The sequence below is a fragment of the Bacteroides muris (ex Fokt et al. 2023) genome, from assembly GCF_024704895.1.
In the GTDB taxonomy this organism is placed as follows: domain Bacteria; phylum Bacteroidota; class Bacteroidia; order Bacteroidales; family Bacteroidaceae; genus Bacteroides; species Bacteroides muris.
Genome location: NZ_JAMZEE010000011.1, coordinates 1 through 16654 on the forward strand (window position 1 = coordinate 1; position 16654 = coordinate 16654).

General features: G+C 36.5%; 18 protein-coding genes. 16 read left to right on the forward strand and 2 right to left on the reverse strand.

Annotated elements, in window-relative coordinates; all coding sequences use genetic code 11:
• The 15 genes from M1B78_RS06055 to M1B78_RS06125 all read left to right on the forward strand — a co-directional run.
• The coding region (locus tag M1B78_RS06055) for a UpxZ family transcription anti-terminator antagonist (protein WP_257940181.1) at positions 1-312 on the forward strand (312 nt) is incomplete at its 5' end.
• A 196-nt stretch (positions 313-508) separates the two neighbouring features.
• The gene (locus M1B78_RS06060) at positions 509-874 is read left to right on the forward strand and encodes a hypothetical protein (RefSeq protein WP_148356368.1); all 366 of its coding nucleotides are present in this window, start codon (positions 509-511) and stop codon (positions 872-874) included.
• Positions 875-1586: 712 nt separating this feature from the next.
• On the forward strand, positions 1587-2243 hold the full coding sequence (gene ispD / locus M1B78_RS06065; protein WP_136011437.1) for a 2-C-methyl-D-erythritol 4-phosphate cytidylyltransferase: 657 nt from the start codon (positions 1587-1589) through the stop codon (positions 2241-2243).
• A gap of 7 nt (positions 2244-2250) precedes the next feature.
• On the forward strand, positions 2251-2943 hold the full coding sequence (locus M1B78_RS06070) for an SDR family NAD(P)-dependent oxidoreductase (RefSeq protein WP_257930579.1): 693 nt from the start codon (positions 2251-2253) through the stop codon (positions 2941-2943).
• Positions 2930-4225, forward strand: a complete 1296-nt coding sequence (locus M1B78_RS18745) for a CDP-glycerol glycerophosphotransferase family protein (protein WP_136011435.1) — start codon at positions 2930-2932, stop codon at positions 4223-4225. The genes M1B78_RS06070 and M1B78_RS18745 overlap by 14 nt, the downstream gene beginning before the upstream one ends.
• Before the next feature lie 2 nt (positions 4226-4227).
• The gene (locus M1B78_RS06080) at positions 4228-5658 is read left to right on the forward strand and encodes a lipopolysaccharide biosynthesis protein (protein WP_257940182.1); all 1431 of its coding nucleotides are present in this window, start codon (positions 4228-4230) and stop codon (positions 5656-5658) included.
• A 75-nt stretch (positions 5659-5733) separates the two neighbouring features.
• Positions 5734-6711, forward strand: coding sequence for a glycosyltransferase family 2 protein (locus M1B78_RS06085; protein WP_257930577.1), 978 nt, complete (start codon positions 5734-5736; stop codon positions 6709-6711).
• Entirely contained in the window at positions 6711-7928 is a 1218-nt protein-coding gene (locus M1B78_RS06090; RefSeq protein ID WP_257930576.1) for a hypothetical protein, read from the forward strand. Before M1B78_RS06085 ends, M1B78_RS06090 begins: the two co-directional genes overlap by 1 nt.
• Positions 7925-8962 (forward strand): glycosyltransferase, encoded by a 1038-nt coding sequence (locus M1B78_RS06095; RefSeq protein WP_257930575.1) that lies wholly within the window; start codon positions 7925-7927, stop codon positions 8960-8962. The genes M1B78_RS06090 and M1B78_RS06095 overlap by 4 nt, the downstream gene beginning before the upstream one ends.
• A 17-nt stretch (positions 8963-8979) precedes the next feature.
• Positions 8980-9822 carry a glycosyltransferase family 2 protein gene (locus M1B78_RS06100; RefSeq protein ID WP_257940183.1) on the forward strand — a complete coding sequence of 281 codons (843 nt, stop codon included), beginning with the start codon at positions 8980-8982 and terminating at the stop codon, positions 9820-9822.
• A 122-nt stretch (positions 9823-9944) separates the two neighbouring features.
• Positions 9945-10841, forward strand: coding sequence for an NAD-dependent epimerase/dehydratase family protein (locus M1B78_RS06105; RefSeq protein WP_257930573.1), 897 nt, complete (start codon positions 9945-9947; stop codon positions 10839-10841).
• 97 nt (positions 10842-10938) lie between these two features.
• Complete coding sequence (locus tag M1B78_RS06110) at positions 10939-11889, forward strand: MraY family glycosyltransferase (protein ID WP_257930656.1); 951 nt, start codon at positions 10939-10941, stop codon at positions 11887-11889.
• A gap of 346 nt (positions 11890-12235) precedes the next feature.
• On the forward strand, positions 12236-13798 hold the full coding sequence (locus tag M1B78_RS06115; RefSeq protein WP_136010736.1) for an ATP-binding protein: 1563 nt from the start codon (positions 12236-12238) through the stop codon (positions 13796-13798).
• Between the two features lie 179 nt (positions 13799-13977).
• The gene (locus M1B78_RS06120) at positions 13978-14478 is read left to right on the forward strand and encodes an HU family DNA-binding protein (protein ID WP_136010735.1); all 501 of its coding nucleotides are present in this window, start codon (positions 13978-13980) and stop codon (positions 14476-14478) included.
• A 32-nt stretch (positions 14479-14510) separates the two neighbouring features.
• Entirely contained in the window at positions 14511-14606 is a 96-nt protein-coding gene (locus tag M1B78_RS06125; protein WP_168354333.1) for a smalltalk protein, read from the forward strand.
• An 87-nt stretch (positions 14607-14693) separates the two neighbouring features.
• Here the strand turns inward: M1B78_RS06125 and M1B78_RS06130 are convergent, their stop codons facing one another.
• Entirely contained in the window at positions 14694-15308 is a 615-nt protein-coding gene (locus M1B78_RS06130; RefSeq protein WP_176469147.1) for a LuxR C-terminal-related transcriptional regulator, read from the reverse strand.
• Positions 15298-16002, reverse strand: coding sequence for a hemerythrin domain-containing protein (locus M1B78_RS06135; protein WP_136010733.1), 705 nt, complete (start codon positions 16000-16002; stop codon positions 15298-15300). The genes M1B78_RS06130 and M1B78_RS06135 overlap by 11 nt, the downstream gene beginning before the upstream one ends.
• A 211-nt stretch (positions 16003-16213) precedes the next feature.
• Here M1B78_RS06135 and M1B78_RS06140 point away from each other — a divergent pair, with 211 nt between their 5' ends.
• Complete coding sequence (locus M1B78_RS06140; RefSeq protein WP_136010732.1) at positions 16214-16576, forward strand: BlaI/MecI/CopY family transcriptional regulator; 363 nt, start codon at positions 16214-16216, stop codon at positions 16574-16576.
• Positions 16577-16654 lie beyond the last annotated feature (78 nt).

The window sequence follows — 16654 nt, forward strand, 5'->3', positions numbered from 1 at the left end:
CAGGCCAATGTTTGTCTCGCTCTTTTGATGGGTTACAGCGCCTCGTTTGTCGACCACGGTGAGAAACAGCAGCATGTTCAGGAGGTTCTGAACCGTTGTTGGGATGTTCTTGATACTCTTCCCGCATCTTTGCTGAAACTTCGTCTGCTCACTGCTTGTTATGGAGAGGTTTTCGATGAGCCTTTGGCTGAGGAAGCCCGTTCCATCATTGCCTCTTGGGATGCTCCATTGCTGACTGCCGAACAGCAGGAGGCTGTTGATGAGTTTCAGAATGTGGTGGAGAATCCTTATCCGTGGGAGGAAGTGGAATAAAAATCTTCATGTAAGTATTCATTTTGTTTCTTTTCCAGAACGGTCTATCTGTCTTTACAATGATTATTTGGTAGTATAGTGATTTGTTTAGAGTAGAAAGCAAATGATAAGCACTTGTTTTAAGGCTAATAAATAAAAAATACTTTTTGGAACCTCATTCGTAAATTGAATACTTGCAAGTTTAAATATATTGAAAGTGATAAATGTAGTGAAAAATGAGCATGTTCGTGATTCTAATATGGAGTTATTGCGCATTATAGCAATGCTTTTGGTCATGGTAGTACATGCAGATTTTAGAGCATTGGGTATACCTGTTTTTGAAGAAGTACAAACGAATCCATTTTCTTCTAGCTTTCGTTTTTTAACGGAAAGCTTCTCTATTATAAGTGTTAATGTTTTTGTTTTACTTTCAGGTTGGTATGGTATTAAATTTAAATTGGATAGACTTTGGGAATTCTTGTTTCAAGTATTTTTCTTTTCAATCTTTCTTTTTGTCGTGTATTCGTTGGTTAATCCGGAAGAATGTCTGACATTGTCGGGGGGGCAAGCATATTGCTATTGAAACAATGGGACTATTGGTTCGTTAAAGCCTATATGGGATTATATTTATTTGCTCCCGTTATTAATTCTTTTATTGAAAATGCTTCAAAGAAACAAGTTCAAATATTTCTGATATCTTTTTATCTGTTTCAGACAGTTTATGCATGGATTTCTCCTAATGGTGCAGCTTTTTTTCAGACAGGATATTCATCAATTTCATTTATAGGATTGTATATGTTGGCACGTTATATACGATTATATCCTTTACCAATTTGGAGGTTGGCATATTATTGGGATTTGATGATATATATTATAATTGCATTGTTTACCACATTTGTAGTTTTGATACTTGTTTATTGTAATATCTCATTGGTAGGTCATTTGTATAATTATACTTCACCTTTGGTGATAATTTCTGCAATATATTTCTTTTTATTTTTTACGAAAATCCAGTTGAAAAGTCGGTTTGTGAATTGGATTGCATGTTCTTGTTTTGCTGTTTATTTGTTGCATTCTAATCGTTTTGGTGCGGCAACTTATGATGGTCTTATTTTTGAATGGTTTCATAATCTATCAACATGTTCCTTTCTATTACATGTTACATTGTTTATACTATTTGTTTTTTTTCTTGCTATTTTCTTAGATAAAGTGCGTATGTGTATTTGGTGTAGATTGTATAGAAAGAATGTTGAAAAACTATGATTTTCTAACAACTCTTATATAAAATGTAAATTATGGATGTAATTTTATTAGCTGCTGGTAATGGCACACGTACTAGATTAGGGTATCCCAAACAATTTATGAAAATTAAGGGAAAACCTATTTTTATCTATTCATTGGAAATCTTTTCTGCAATACCAGAAATTGATCAATTGATAATTACTTGCAATCCTGATTGTTTAGATGTATATAAGAAATATATTGATATGTATCATATACCTAATGTGGTTTATTCTATTGGTGGAGAAACCAGACAAGAATCTGTATCTAAGGCAATGAGTTATGTAAAAACTGATAGAGTATTGATTCATGAAGCAGCTCGCCCTCTTATATCTAAAGAGTTTGTGGCTGAAATATTGAATACGGAAATGGCAGATGCAATAATACCTACTATTCCTGTTAAGTTTACGGTAGTACAAGGAACAGATGTCATGACTGGAGAATTGAATCGTTCGTTTTTGCATAATGTTCAATTACCTCAATTATTTAAAACTTCAGTTTTGAAAGATGTGCATGAGAAGGCTATAGCTGATAATTATCAGGCAACAGAAGATGGAATGATGGCTTTTCATTATGGTTATGTGGTAAAATTAGTGAAAGGTCGGGAATCTAATATAAAGATAACTACGCAATTAGACATTGAAATGGTCAATAGACTTTTAAATTTATAAAGTAAAGATGGGTAAAAAAGTAATAGTGATTACAGGTGCCAGCTCTGGTATTGGATATCAAACTGCTTTGAAGTTGCAGCAAGAAGGCAATATTGTTGTTTGGACAAGCCGTACTATTGAGTGTAATCAAGCTGTCTTATCGGTATTGTCAGAACAATCTGTTTGCAAAAATGTAGATGTAAGTTCCGAAGAATCAGTAAAGGATTTATTGTGTTTTATTAATGAGAAATTCGGACATATTGATGCTTTGATTAATTGTGCAGGTTATGTTGACCCGGAGCCAATTTTTTCTACAACCTTAGAGAACTGGGAAAAGACGATTTCTATAAATCTGACAGGAACTTTCTTATGTGTAAAATATATGGGATTGTTAATGAAAAAAACAGGTGGTAAAATTGTAAATATTGCATCTACAGCTGGGCTTACCCCAAGACCGGGATGGAGTGCGTATGCTGCTGCTAAAAGTGGTGTAATTAATTTTTCATCGGCAATTGCTGAAGAGTTGGCTGAGTATAATATAAAAGTTTTTGTTATCGCTCCGGGAAGAACTGCTACTCCGTTAAGAAAAATATTGGCTCCAGATGAAAATCCTCGTTCAATAATGCAGCCTGATGTGGTTGCAAATATGATATCTTTCTGTTTGAAACCTGAAGCTGATTGTATTGAGGGGCAACCAATCTTAGTACGTGAGAGATTTTGAGGACATGAAACTGGGGTGTTTTTGGGAAAAGCTTCGTTTTTGCTGTAAAAAGCAATGTTATATCCTCTTTGGACGAATCATGGAATATAGGCATGAAGTTTGCGTGCGTCGTTTACAAAAGGAGAATCAAGTTACAGTTGTTTTTTTTGCAATGTGTCTTTCAATGTGGCGTTATCAGTCGCTTTATGAAAGAATGATGCAAAATCGTCATTTTCGTGTATATATAGTATTAGCTCCTTGCATATCGTTTACAGATGAACAACAAAGAAAAGATATCCAAGTATTAAGAGATTATTTTAAGAAACATGGAGTTTGTTATATAGATTATGATTTTGCATCAGAAAGGTGTATTGATATTCGTAAGGATTTGAGGCCGGATATTCTTTTTTACCCTCAACCGTACAAGAGCTTGTTTAGACCGGAATATGATAGTGCTAATTTTTATGATAAATTATTATGCTATTATCCATATGCCTTTTGGACTGTCTTGGGGGAATGGTCGTATAATATGGCTTTCCATAATTTTGCGTGGAAATTATATTATTCGACAGAATTACATCGGCAGGATGCAATACAATTGTCTTTTAATCGTGGTAGAAATGTGGTTGTTGTGGGGTATCCCAATGCGGATATATTTTTGAATGAACCGCCTATTGATGTCTGGAAACCGCAGAAGAGCAAGAAGAAGCGCCTTATCTGGGCACCTCATTTTACTATTTCTCAAGAACGTAGTTTTGTGTGCCATTCTAATTTTTTGTGGATGGCAGATTTAATGTTGGACATTGCGTTTCGTTATTCTGACTGTTTACAATTGGCGTTCAAACCACATCCTCGTTTGTTGACGGAATTATATTTGCATCCGGAATGGGGAAAAGAAAGAGCGGATGCATATTATTCAACTTGGCATACATTGGAAAACACCCAATTGGATGAAGATGAGTTTAAGGATCTTTTTATGACTTCTGATGCGATGATACACGATTGTGGATCTTTTGCTGTGGAATATCACTATTCTTTAAAACCTGTAATGTATGTGCTTCAAGACAAGCAGGCTTATACAGACACTTTATCACAATTTGGTAGGAAGGCAATTGAGGCTCATTATATAGGAAAATGCCAAGATGATATTATTAATTTCATAAAAGATATTGTACTTGATGGACAAGATGTGATGTTGTCTATGCGTCAGAAGTTTTATCAGGAATATCTTTTGCCTCCTAATGGAAAACAAGTTGCAGATAATACAATAGATGACCTTTTAAAATCTTTGGGGAGGATTTGAGTGTGAGTTTGAAATCACAAACTGTACATGGGGTTGTTTGGAGTTTTATTGAGCGTTTCTCAGTACAAATTGTTCAGTTTGTATTAGGAATTATTATAGCTCGCTTGTTGTCTCCTGATGAATATGGATTAATAGGGATGTTGGCCATATTCATTTCGATTTCTCAAGTATTCATTGATGGTGGTTTCTCAACGGCTCTTATTCAGAGGCAAGATAGAGATGAAGTCGATTTTTCTACTGTTTTCTATATTAATCTTGCTATCAGTTTTTTTTGCTATTTTTTGTTGTTTTGTGGAGCGCCTCTTATTGCTTCATTTTATAATCAGCCGTTGTTGATCGCTATTACGAGAGTTTATTCTATAACCTTAGTAATAAATTCTTTAGCTGCTGTGAATAAAGTAAAACTTGTAATAGCACTTGATTTTAAGACTCAGTCTAAAATTTCTTTTGGAGCAGCTTGTATTTCAGGGCTTATTGGAGCTTTATGTGCTTGGAAAGGATTAGGAGTTTGGGCTTTGGTTATCCAAATGTTTATTTCATCTTTGGTGAATGTTTTCTTGAGTTTTTATTATGTAAAATGGTTTCCTTCTTGGATCTTTTCACTCAGTTCTTTTAATAAACTATTTTCTTTTGGCTCTAAATTGCTGATTGCTTCATTAATCAGCAATGTATATACTAATCTTTATACATTGGTTATAGGAAAGAAATTTTCTACGTTTAGTTTAGGACTTTATTCAAGAGCAGATCAGTTTGCCCAGTTTACGAGTTCGAATATTGCAGGCATATTGTCAAGAGTTTCTTTTCCGATATTAAGTCAGATACAAAATGACGATGAGCGTTTGATTAATGTATATAAGAAATATATACAAATGTCTGCTTTAATAGTTTTTCCTCTAATTTTGGGACTATGTGGCATAGCTAAGCCATTGATATTATTATTGTTGACTGAGACTTGGATAGATTGTGTTTTACTGTTGCAAATTTTATGTTTTTCATATCTGTGGAATTGTGTCGTAACAGTGAATCTGAATTTGTTGAATGTGAAGGGACGTTCAGACTTGGTGTTGAAATTAGAAATAGTGAAAAAAAGTATTGCTTTTATAATCTTGGCAATATCGCTATTTTTTAATTTGGTGCTTATTTGTATAGGGCTAGTGGTTTATTCATTTATAGCTTTATATATGAACACTTATTACACAAAAAAACTTTTAAACTATGGTTTTAAAATGCAATTGAAAGAATTGTTGCCTTATTTATTGCTTGCATTACTTATTATGTGTGAAGCTTTATTCTTTAGTTGTTATGTTAGCAATTCACTGCTTTCTATTGTAATTTCTCTAATTGTTTGCCCTATAACGTATATTGTTATTTGTTATAAAACACGATTGGATGCATTTGTTGAGTTGGAAAATATGATTAAAAAGAGCAACTGAAGATTAGAGATGTTTTAATCTGATAATAGTAGAGTGTTATATCCTTTTTAATGAATTAATAAATAAAATTTGCCGATGACAAAACCGTTGGTCTCTATTATAATCCCAGTGTATAATGTTGAAAAATATCTTCAGAAATGCTTGGATAGTTGTTTTTCTCAGAGCTATGAGAATATTGAAGTAATTGCGGTAAATGATGGGAGTAAAGATGCATCGGAGGATGTGTTGATTAGATATACTCAAAAGGAACATCGTTTAAAATTTGTGACACAGATAAATCAGGGGGTAGTGATAGCTCGTAAAAAGGGGATAGAACTTTCAACAGGAAGTTGGATTATGTTCGTTGATGCAGATGACTATTTGATGAATGATGCTATTGAAACTCTTTATAATAGTGTAATAAAGTATACCGCTGATATCGCGGTTGCAAATTTTATAAATATTTCCAAAAGAGGATGTTTGACATATAGCCAACTTATGGATTTTAGTGTGAAGAGTTCTTCTGTGGAATTGGCATCTATGCTTTTAAATGAGAAACTTCCTTTTTCTTTGTGTGCCAAATTATTTTCAAAAGATTTATTTAAGAATGTAATACATCAAAATACATTAATGATGGGGGAAGATGCGTATGTGACATTACAATTAATAAATGAAGCTAAAAAGGTTGTTATTTTACCCCATATTGTTTATGGCTATTTACAACATTCATCTTCTGTAACTCATAGTCCGTCTCAAATGGCTTTAGAATCAAGAATTGATTTTATAAATAGAACGATTGAATATTATAAAAGACAACAATACTATGGAAATGAGAATTTTATCCATTGTCTGAATTATTTTATAATGAAGGAATATTTTACATATTTGCGTTTTGGAGGAAATTATTCTTATAATAAAATTCATAATTTAGTAAATATAGTGTGTTTGCAAGATAAAGTAGCTTGTTCATTAATGCCTTTTTGGAGAATAATGATGCTTAGAGCGTATCGTACAAATGTTAAACTCGGCAATCTTATTCGTGATTTAATAGTCTTTTTGAGAAAGTTCAAGTGATGAAAGTAAGAGTTGCCCCACATACGTTTTTTTTTCTGCTATTATCATTCTCATATGGCATTCCTGTGATTTTGACTTTATTTTATAATATCAATAAGGAATATACTTATGTAAGTGATAATATTTTGGCAGAATATAGCCATACTGCTTGGACTTTGCTATCTATATATGTAATAGCTATTGTTAGCTTTTTATTAGGAAGTAAGTTGACTCACGATTCGATAAAACGTGTAAAAATATCAAGTATCTCCCAAGATTTAATTGGCAATTCCTCATCTTTATTACCACTAAACTTTTGGCAAAAAAATGTAATGTATGGTTTTATATGCCTTGGTCTTGCAATGCTTTTTAAAATGTTCCGAGCTGGTACTTTTTCATCAGACTATATTGAATCTTTTGGGGCAGGATTTGAATCTCAGAATGTATATACGATGCTTTGTGATGTTTTTTTCTTCTTTTTTCTCTATTTGTATTTAAATTATCAAAATAGTTACAATAAAAGTAAGTTGCTTTTGTTGGTAATGATTTTTGTAACTTTACTTAGAGGTTCTCGTATGTTTACCATTCCACTTATTTTCTTTTTATTATATAAAATGGTGTATATTGATGGTCTGACTAGAAAAAAAATTGGATTTATTTTATTAGGTGGAGTGGTGGTTTTATTAGGTCTATGCTTAGTTTTCTTTTTAAGGCATGGGGCATCGTTTGAAAATGTGGATATATTAGGAATGATTTTTTTATTAATTCAATATGAATCATGCGGTGTACATGTACCATTGATGAAAGAAATAATGATGGGGTGGCATCTTTCTTTTGCTCCAATGTTTACTTATGTAACAGACACCTTTCTTTTTGTGATACCTCGAATTGTTTTTCCAGAGAAAAATGAATATCTTTTTTTTGATAGAGTGGTAAGTGAGTATAATTTGAGTCCATTTGGTGGAATCAATGGAGAGGCCTCTGTTATTTTATATTTTGGAATATTGTTTCCTTTCTTTTTCTTTTTAGTAGGAGGCTTTCTGTCTTATCTTTATAATCTTGTTAAAGAATCTTCTAATACTTCGATAAAAGTTCTATATACTTTTATTTGTTGTTCATTAATGTTTACATTTTTGAGAAATGGCATTTTGATTGCAACTAAAAGTATGATTGTAGTTTGGATTATATTGGCTTTTTTCGTTTTTGTTCGCCGCATATCATTGAGTTTGAAAGGATGAAAGTTGCATTTATTGTCCCATCGCTTCAAAATTTGGGACCTACTATTGTTGTTAATACTATAATTAAGCATTTGTGCTATAATGGAGTAGAAACGTCAGTGTATTATTTCGATGAATCGGAAGCAATGGATTTTATTTGTCCTGTCTATAAAATCGTTAATAATTCCCCTATTGATTTTGATTCTTTTGATATTATTCACTCAAATATGTATCGTCCGGATAAATATGTTTATCATTGGAAGCATAGAATAAGAAAAGCCAAAATAGTAACAACAATACATCAAGATATATTTAGAAATTTGAGGTATAATTATAATTGTATCATATCGGTTTGTTTCACTCCTTTATGGATAAAATATATAAAAAAATTTGATAGGAAAATCTTTATTTCTAATACAATAAAGAATCTGTATTCTTTTGAGAACTCTTTAGTTATTCATAATGGAATTGACATTGAATATGATTCTCAATCGGCTGACCAATTGTATGTAGAAAAAATTTGGAAGTTAAAGCAGCATGGTTATACACTATTGGGGACTTATGCTGCAATAAATAGAGGTAAGGGCATAGATCAACTAATAGAGTTAGCAAGAATAAGAAAAGATTTAGGAATAGTAATTATTGGTAATGGCAAAGAAAAGCATGCATTGCAGTTGTTAGCAAGACGCTATAATGTTAATGAACAAATATTGTTTCTTCCATATCTTCAGTCCCCATATAATTACTTGCAACACATTGATATATATGTTATGCCAAGTCGTAATGAAGGTTTTGGACTAGCTATGATTGAGGCTGCAATGGTTGGTGTTCCTGTTATTTGTTCTAATATTCCAATTTTTCATGAAATATTTAATGAAAATCAAGCCGTTTTTTTTGATTTAGAAAACATTGGTTCGTTAAGTGAAGCAGTTAATATCATTTTGAGTAAGTATAAATACTATAAGGATAGTATTTATTCGTATGTGATGAATCATTTTACAGGTGAAATTATGGCAAAGAAATATCTGAATTTATATAATTCAATTGTTGATTAATATTTTGTTATGAGCCTATGGACATATTAAAAAGAAAACATGAAGTTTCAGTTTCCATTGTCGTGTATGAAAATGATAAAAATTTATTGCTCAGAGTTGTTTCTTGTGTGTTAGAATCTCAATTATTGACTTCTTTATATATAATAGATAATTCTTCTACAAATAGGCTCAGAGAAATATTCCCACAAGATTCTCGTCTTGAATATATTTTTATGAATTCCAATAATGGTTTTGGTGCTGGTCATAATGTGATATTAAGACATCCGGAAAAAATGGGCAAATATCATTTGGTGTTAAATCCTGATGTTTCTTTTGCTCCTGGAACTTTGGAAAAACTTTATGATTATATGGAAAACAATTCTGATGTAGGAAATGTGATGCCTAAAATTATCTATCCTAATGGGGATTTACAATATTTGTGTAAACTATTGCCCACACCTATGGATTGGATAGGACGTATGTTTATTCCCTTTAAAAGCATAAAAAGGAGGATAAATGATAAATTTGAAATGCGTTTTGCTGATTATGAAAGTGAAATGAATGTTCCTTATTTGTCCGGATGTTTCATGTTTCTCCGTAAGTCTGTTATTGAAGAAGTTGGAGTGTTTGATGAAGGAATATTCATGTATGGCGAAGATACGGATTTGAATCGCCGTATTTATCAGAAAAACAGAACGATGTATTATCCGGAAGTGACTATTACTCATGCTTTTGAAAAAGGATCACACAAGAGTTTTCGTTTGTTTTGGATACACGTAAAGGCGGCTATTTATTATCTGAATAAATGGGGATGGTTTTTTGATAAGGAACGACGTGGCATAAATAAAAAAACAAAATTGGCATATACAAGTTTGAAGTAATCTGTTCTTGTCTATTACATATTTTTACGAAAATGTAGTAAAGGAAGTAATTTTGTTATGACTCCGGAACAGCGTTTTAATATTACTTTTCTTTTGAATTAATTTTTTCTACTTGATTATTCATGAAACTTTTATTCACAGGGGCCTCCGGGTTCTTGGGTAACAACGTGCGTCCTCTTTTGGAAGCTATGTATGAGGTTACCACTGTAGGTCTGTTGCCACAGGATGACTATACTGTGAATATCGCACAGGAAGTACCAGAGTTACGTGAGCGGTATGATATAGTTCTTCATGCAGCTGGAAAAGCACATGTTGTACCCAAGACGGAAGCAGAGAAACAAGCTTTCTTTGATGTAAACCTGCAAGGTACAAAGAATCTTTGTGCGGCATTGGAAAGGAGAGGGTTTCCCCGGGCTTTTATCTTTATTTCTACAGTGGCCGTGTATGGTTGCGAGTATGGAGAAGAGATTACAGAAGGGCATCCTTTGGATGGGACAACTCCGTATGCCATGAGCAAACGTCTGGCCGAAGAGTTCTTGCAGAAATGGTGCTACAAACACAACGTTATTTTGGGTATTATTCGTCCTTCCTTGATTGCTGGGTGTAATCCTCCGGGAAATTTAGGAGCGATGATTCAAGGCATACGCAATGGAAGATATTTAGGTATTGCCGGAAGTCGTGCGCGGAAGAGTGTGTTGATGGTACAGGATATAGCAAGTCTGGTTCCTTTGTTGGCAGAAAAAGGAGGTGTCTATAATGTGTGTGACAGTTACCATCCTTCTTTCAGAGAGTTGGAAGCGGTTATTTGCAAACAGCTGAATAAAAAAATGCCTTTCTCAATACCTTATTGGGCAGCTAAATGTATGGCTTTGGTAGGAGATTGCTTAGGGAAGAGAGCGCCTGTCAATTCTTTGAAACTGAAGAAAATCACAGAATCGCTTACCTTTAGTAACGAAAAGGCGATGCGTGAATTGGGATGGAAACCGACCCATGTATTGGAAAACTTCAAGATAGAATGAATGTATATTTAGATGTCATATCGATAGGGCTGGGTATTGTATCTTTAGGATTTACATGTATTCAGCTTTGGTTTTACTGGATAATCAAAAACGGATGATGTATTATTTGATGGTTTTGGTTCTGCTGTTTTTGGCAGAACTTTTTTATTTTGGGGTGGCTGACAGGTGCAATATCATCGACAAGCCCAATGAACGGAGTTCCCATACGAAAGTGACTTTGCGCGGTGGTGGGATTATCTTCTATTTCGGGGCGTTGGCCTATTTCCTGACGAGTGGCTTTGAATATCCCTGGTTCCTGCTTGCCTTGACACTGGTGACGTCCATCAGCTTCGTGGACGATATAAGATCCACCGGGCAGATGACACGGCTGCTTTTTCATTTCTCTGCCATGGCTATGATGTTTTATCAGTGGGGACTGTTCTCCTTGTCGTGGTGGTGGATAGTCATAGCCTTGATAGTCTGTACGGGCATCATCAATGCCTACAACTTTATGGACGGGATTAACGGCATAACCGGCGGTTATTCTCTGGTCATTCTTGCTGCTTTGGCTTATGTCAATAAGGAGGTGGTTACTTTTGTGGAAGCGGATTTCATCTATACCGTTATCTGCTCCGTTCTTGTCTTCTGTTTCTTCAACTTCCGCAAACGTGCCAAGTGCTTTGCGGGTGATGTGGGTTCGGTGAGCATTGCCTTCATCCTTCTTTTCCTGATAGGCAGGCTCATCATCCGGACGGAAGATTTCAGCTGGATAGTCCTTTTATCCGTTTACGGTGTGGATAGTGTGCTGACTATCATTCATCGCCTGATGCTTCATGAGAATATCGGGCTACCGCATCGCAAGCATATGTATCAGATTATGGCGAATGAGCTGAAGGTTCCTCATGTAATGGTTTCTTCTATTTACATGACAGTGCAGGCAATCATTGTCGTAGGATATATAATGTGTCTGGATTCAGGCTACTGGTATCTGCTATGTACCATCCTTTTGTTAAGTCTTATTTATGTCTGTTTCATGAAGAGGTATTTTGGATTACATCAATCAATTTGAAATAGGCTTTCCTTTTCTTGATTAAATTGGCTTGCCTAATCTGTCGACTTGTAAATCAATACTTTATGAACTTATCTCAGAAAACAGCTTCAGCGAGGCTGTTTTCTTTGTTTAGAGGCATATATATTCACTTTTGCATTGTTGAACAACAAAACAAGATTAACAAACCATGTTGAATTGAAAATGTAAAAAGAAGCTTCGAAGGAGGTGATTCCGGCTGCTTTTATATTTGTTCTTGTATCTGGAAAATTGAAATTAGTGAGTGATAATTAGGGCATCTTAAAATATAAAAGTATCTTTGTAAAAAAGATTGCTACTTATTATCACACTCCAAGACCATACTAAAATGGAACAGATACGTAAATTGCCGATAGGCATACAGACTTTTGAGGATATTCGGAAAGATGGTTACCTTTATGTGGATAAGACAGCGTTTGTTTATCAGATGGTTCATACAGGGAAACCTTATTTTTTGAGCCGTCCCCGTCGCTTTGGGAAAAGCTTACTTATTTCAACTTTTGAAGCATACTTTCAAGGTCGCAAAGACTTGTTTACAGGACTTGCCATTGAGCAATTAGAAAAGGAGTGGATTGAATATCCGGTGTTGCATTTGGACTTGAATGCGGAAAAATATGATTCCATCTCCCGCTTAGACTCTATGCTTGCCCGGTATCTGAGTTTGTGGGAGGATGTTTGGGGACAAGAAGAACGTGAGGTAACACTTTCCGACCGTTTCTCCGGTATTATCCGCCGTGCCTATGAACAAACGGGTAGACAAGTAGTGGTCTTGATTGATGAGTATGACAAACCTTTGATACAAACTTTGCTTGACGAAACACTGCTTGATGAGTACAGACGTATTTTGAAAGCCTTTTATGGAGTACTGAAAAGTGCCGACCGCTATCTGCGTTTTGTCTTTTTGACGGGAGTTACCAAGTTTGCTCAAGTCAGTGTGTTCAGCGACCTGAATCACTTGCAGGATATCAGTTCATGGCCCGATTATTCTTCTCTTTGTGGTATTACCAAAGAAGAATTGGTTCGTACATTTACTCCGGAAATAGAACGTTTGGGAGCTGACAATGGAATGGACTTTGACACAATACTGGATAAGATGACCAAGCAGTATGACGGTTATCATTTCTATCCGCATTGTGAAGGAGTTTTCAATCCCTTTAGCGTATTGAATGCATGTAAAGCAAAGGTTTTGGATAATTTTTGGTTTCAGACAGGTACTCCTACCTATTTGGTGGATTTGTTGAAGCAGAGTGATTATGATTTGCGTCTCTTGATTGATGGTGTTGAAGTAACGGCTTCCGCTTTTTTCGAGTATCGTGCTGAGGTGAAGAATCCTCTTCCGATGATTTATCAAAGCGGATATCTTACTATTAAGGATTATGACAAAGATGTTTTACTTTATACTTTAGGTTTCCCCAATGATGAAGTCCGCTATGGTTTTTTGAATTTCTTAGTACCTTATTATACTGATGTCACGGACGATGAGACCGGTTTTCACATCGCTAAGTTTATGCGTGAACTCAGTTTCGGTGATGTCGACGCATTCATGGAGCGTTTGAAAGTATTCTTTGCTGGTATTCCCTATGAACTGAGTAACGGTACCGAGCGGCATTATCAAGCGGTCTTCTATATAGTGTTCACTCTGATGGGGCAGTTTGTAGAAACTGAAGTACGCAGTGCCCGTGGACGTGCCGATGCAGTGGTGAAGACTGGAGATTATATCTATGTATTTGAATTTAAACTGAATGGTAGTGCTGAAGAGGCTCTGAAACAAATAGATGAGAAAGGTTATCTGATTCCTTATGCGTTGGAAGGAAGAAAGCTGCTGAAAGTAGGAGTCAATTTCAGCAAAGAGATGCGGAATGTTGATAAATATATAGTGATAGAGGAATAATTCTGATATCTGTTTGCAAGTCTGTAAATCAATGCTTTATAAACTTATCTCAGAAAACAGCTTCGGCGAGGCTGTTTTCTTTGTTTGCAGGCATATATATCCCCATCTTTGCATTGTTGATCAACAAAACGAGATTAAAAACCATGTTGAATTAAAAATGTAAAAAGGAGAAAGAAAGTATGCCTTTATTTTATTATGCAAGACAGTCGTCTCTGGCGACGAAAGAGGGTGCCAAACTTTGGCATCTGAGTTTGAAGAAAGTGGGAAGGGCCGTGGATGCGCAACAGCTGGCTGAGGTGATTGCCGAGAAGTCTTCCCTGACTCCGGGTGACGTACATAATGTAATCCGTAACCTGATGACGGTGATGAGGAGCCAGCTGCTGAACAGTCGTACGGTGCGTCTGGATGGTTTGGGCACATTCACCATGAAGGCCCGTACGCGAGGTAAGGGAGTGGCTCAATCTGAAGACGTGAATCCCAATCAGGTGACTGCTCTACGCTGCCAGTTTACTCCGGAATACACGCGCCCGGCTGCCATTGGCACTACGCGTGCCCTGCTTCAGGGGGTGGAGTTTGAGAAATGGACGGGACCAGTTACTGACGGTAAGGATGATGCCGGTGACGGTGGCAATTCCGGTGGCGGTTCCGACGGTGACCAGGGAGAGAACCCGTTAGGATAAGATGTATTTACTAATTTTGAAAGATTGAGACTATGAAAAAGAACGTTTGGGACAAGATTTTGAAGGTAGTGATAGCTGTTGCTTCCGCCGTATTGGGAGCTTTAGGTGCCAATGCAATGAACTTGTAGCAGAGTTGCTGAAGACCATATTCTTACAAGCACGGTGAGAATGGTAAAAAGAATCCCGACAGAATGGAAAACATCTGTCGGGATTTTTTATAGGGAGTCTTTGATATCGCTCAATTCTACCAGTTTGTTTACAATAGCGTAGATGGTGAGCCCTGCCGGAGAATGTATCTGCAATTTGCGTGCAATGTTGCGGCGATGGGTAATGACGGTATGGATGGAGAGGTAGAGCTTGTCGGCGATGGCTTTGTTGGTCATGCCCTTCACAACGCAGGTGATGATTTCCTTTTCGCGCTGGCTCAGGGTTTCTTGTTCGCCGTCTTTCTCCTCTTCCTCCTCGGTGTGCAGCAAGTGGTTGATTTTGGAGGTGATGACATCTACGTCATCGCACATGGCGAAGTTCTCGTCATATTCCTTCAATATGTTATTGTCGATGACGGAGCATACCATAGCAATGAACTTGACGCCTGATTTTCCGTGTTCTGCCTTGAAGGCGGGCAGGTCGAACCAGCCACCGAAAGTGGGGTTGATGATGATAATGTCTGCCGGTTGCATGTGAATGTAGTTCTGCAGTGATTCTGGCGAAGAAACCTCAATGGGGTGTGCATTCAAGTTGGGAATACGCCTTAAAACAGCCGTCAGTCCACTCCGTAGGATGACCGAGGTTTCTGCAATGACAATCTTCAATGAAGTGTTATGGTTCATTTTTCAACTTCCTTTCTATGTGTGCTACGGCGGGAACAAACATATAATCTTCTACTTGGCAGTGGGTGGCAAGGTCTTGTTCGCAGTTGAATATATCGAACAGAACGGCATTCAGGAGGTTATTGTTCCCCTTTTCCGGATAGTATTTGATGATGATGTTCTTCAGTTCCTTCAGTTTGGTGTCTATCTGGTTATGTTTGCTGGCAAAAGTGGCGATGTCGTATTCGTCCGATAGCCTGCCTTGGAGCAGTTGCTCTACATAGGTGAATACGGCCTGGTTTTCATATTCCATGTGGCGGCGTACTTCCTTGGCATATTCATCGAAGAACTTCAGGATAAGGTAGGCTACATCGTTTGTACTGGAACAATCGATGGCTTCGATGAGTTTGCGGCGGATGGCCGGCAGGTTGAAGTCGAGGAAATATGTGTGGGCACGCTTCAGATAATCCATAAGGGCGGGAATGGAAAAATCGCTTTCATTGCCTCTGTAAGAGTATTGCTCTTCGCTGATAAAGTTGGCTACGGCAAGGAATGTAGGGCAATCGACGCCTTGCGCTTCGCAGACGTCCTTCACACTTTTGTCTCCGAATCCTAATGACAGTCCGAAACGGCTCATTACCATCAATAAAGAGTAATTGTCGCAGATGAGGTCGCTCATCTTGTCCGTGGAGCGGTATTTATGTTGCTCATTCATTGTGCGTTATTGTTTTTTAATTCTCTAATTCGTATGCAAAGTAACGGCTTTTATCCGAGAACTGCAATCACTATTACTAGGTATTTTGCTTGTCGGGAGATGGTTGGAGAGTGGGTTTTGCCGGATAAACTAAAAGCTTTAGTTTTATTTAACGAAGGAAATTAGTTTTTGAACTAAATAATTTAGTTCTTTGCAGAAAACAAAGAATGTTATGAAAGGATTGACTGCAAAAGAAGAAGAAATCATGGGCTTTTTCTGGGAAAAGGGGCCGTTGTTTGTGAAGGAAATGCTGGCATTCTATGAAGAGCCGAAACCGCATTTCAATACTTTGTCCACCATTGTGAGAGGATTGGAGGATAAGGGATTTCTGAGCCATCATACGTATGGCAACACGTATCAGTATTATGCGGTGGTCAGCGAGGAGGATTTCCGCAAGCGGACACTGAAGAATGTCATCAGCAAATATTTCAATAATTCTTATCTCGGCGCGGTGTCGTCTTTGGTAAAGGAAGAGGATATATCGCTGGAAGAGCTGAAACAGTTGATACAAGAGGTGGAAAAGGGAAAGGAATGAGGTAATTGAAAATTTGATAACTCTTGCTTATGAAAAACATCGGATTGGTTTGTTGGTTGCTGGTGACTATTTGCTACG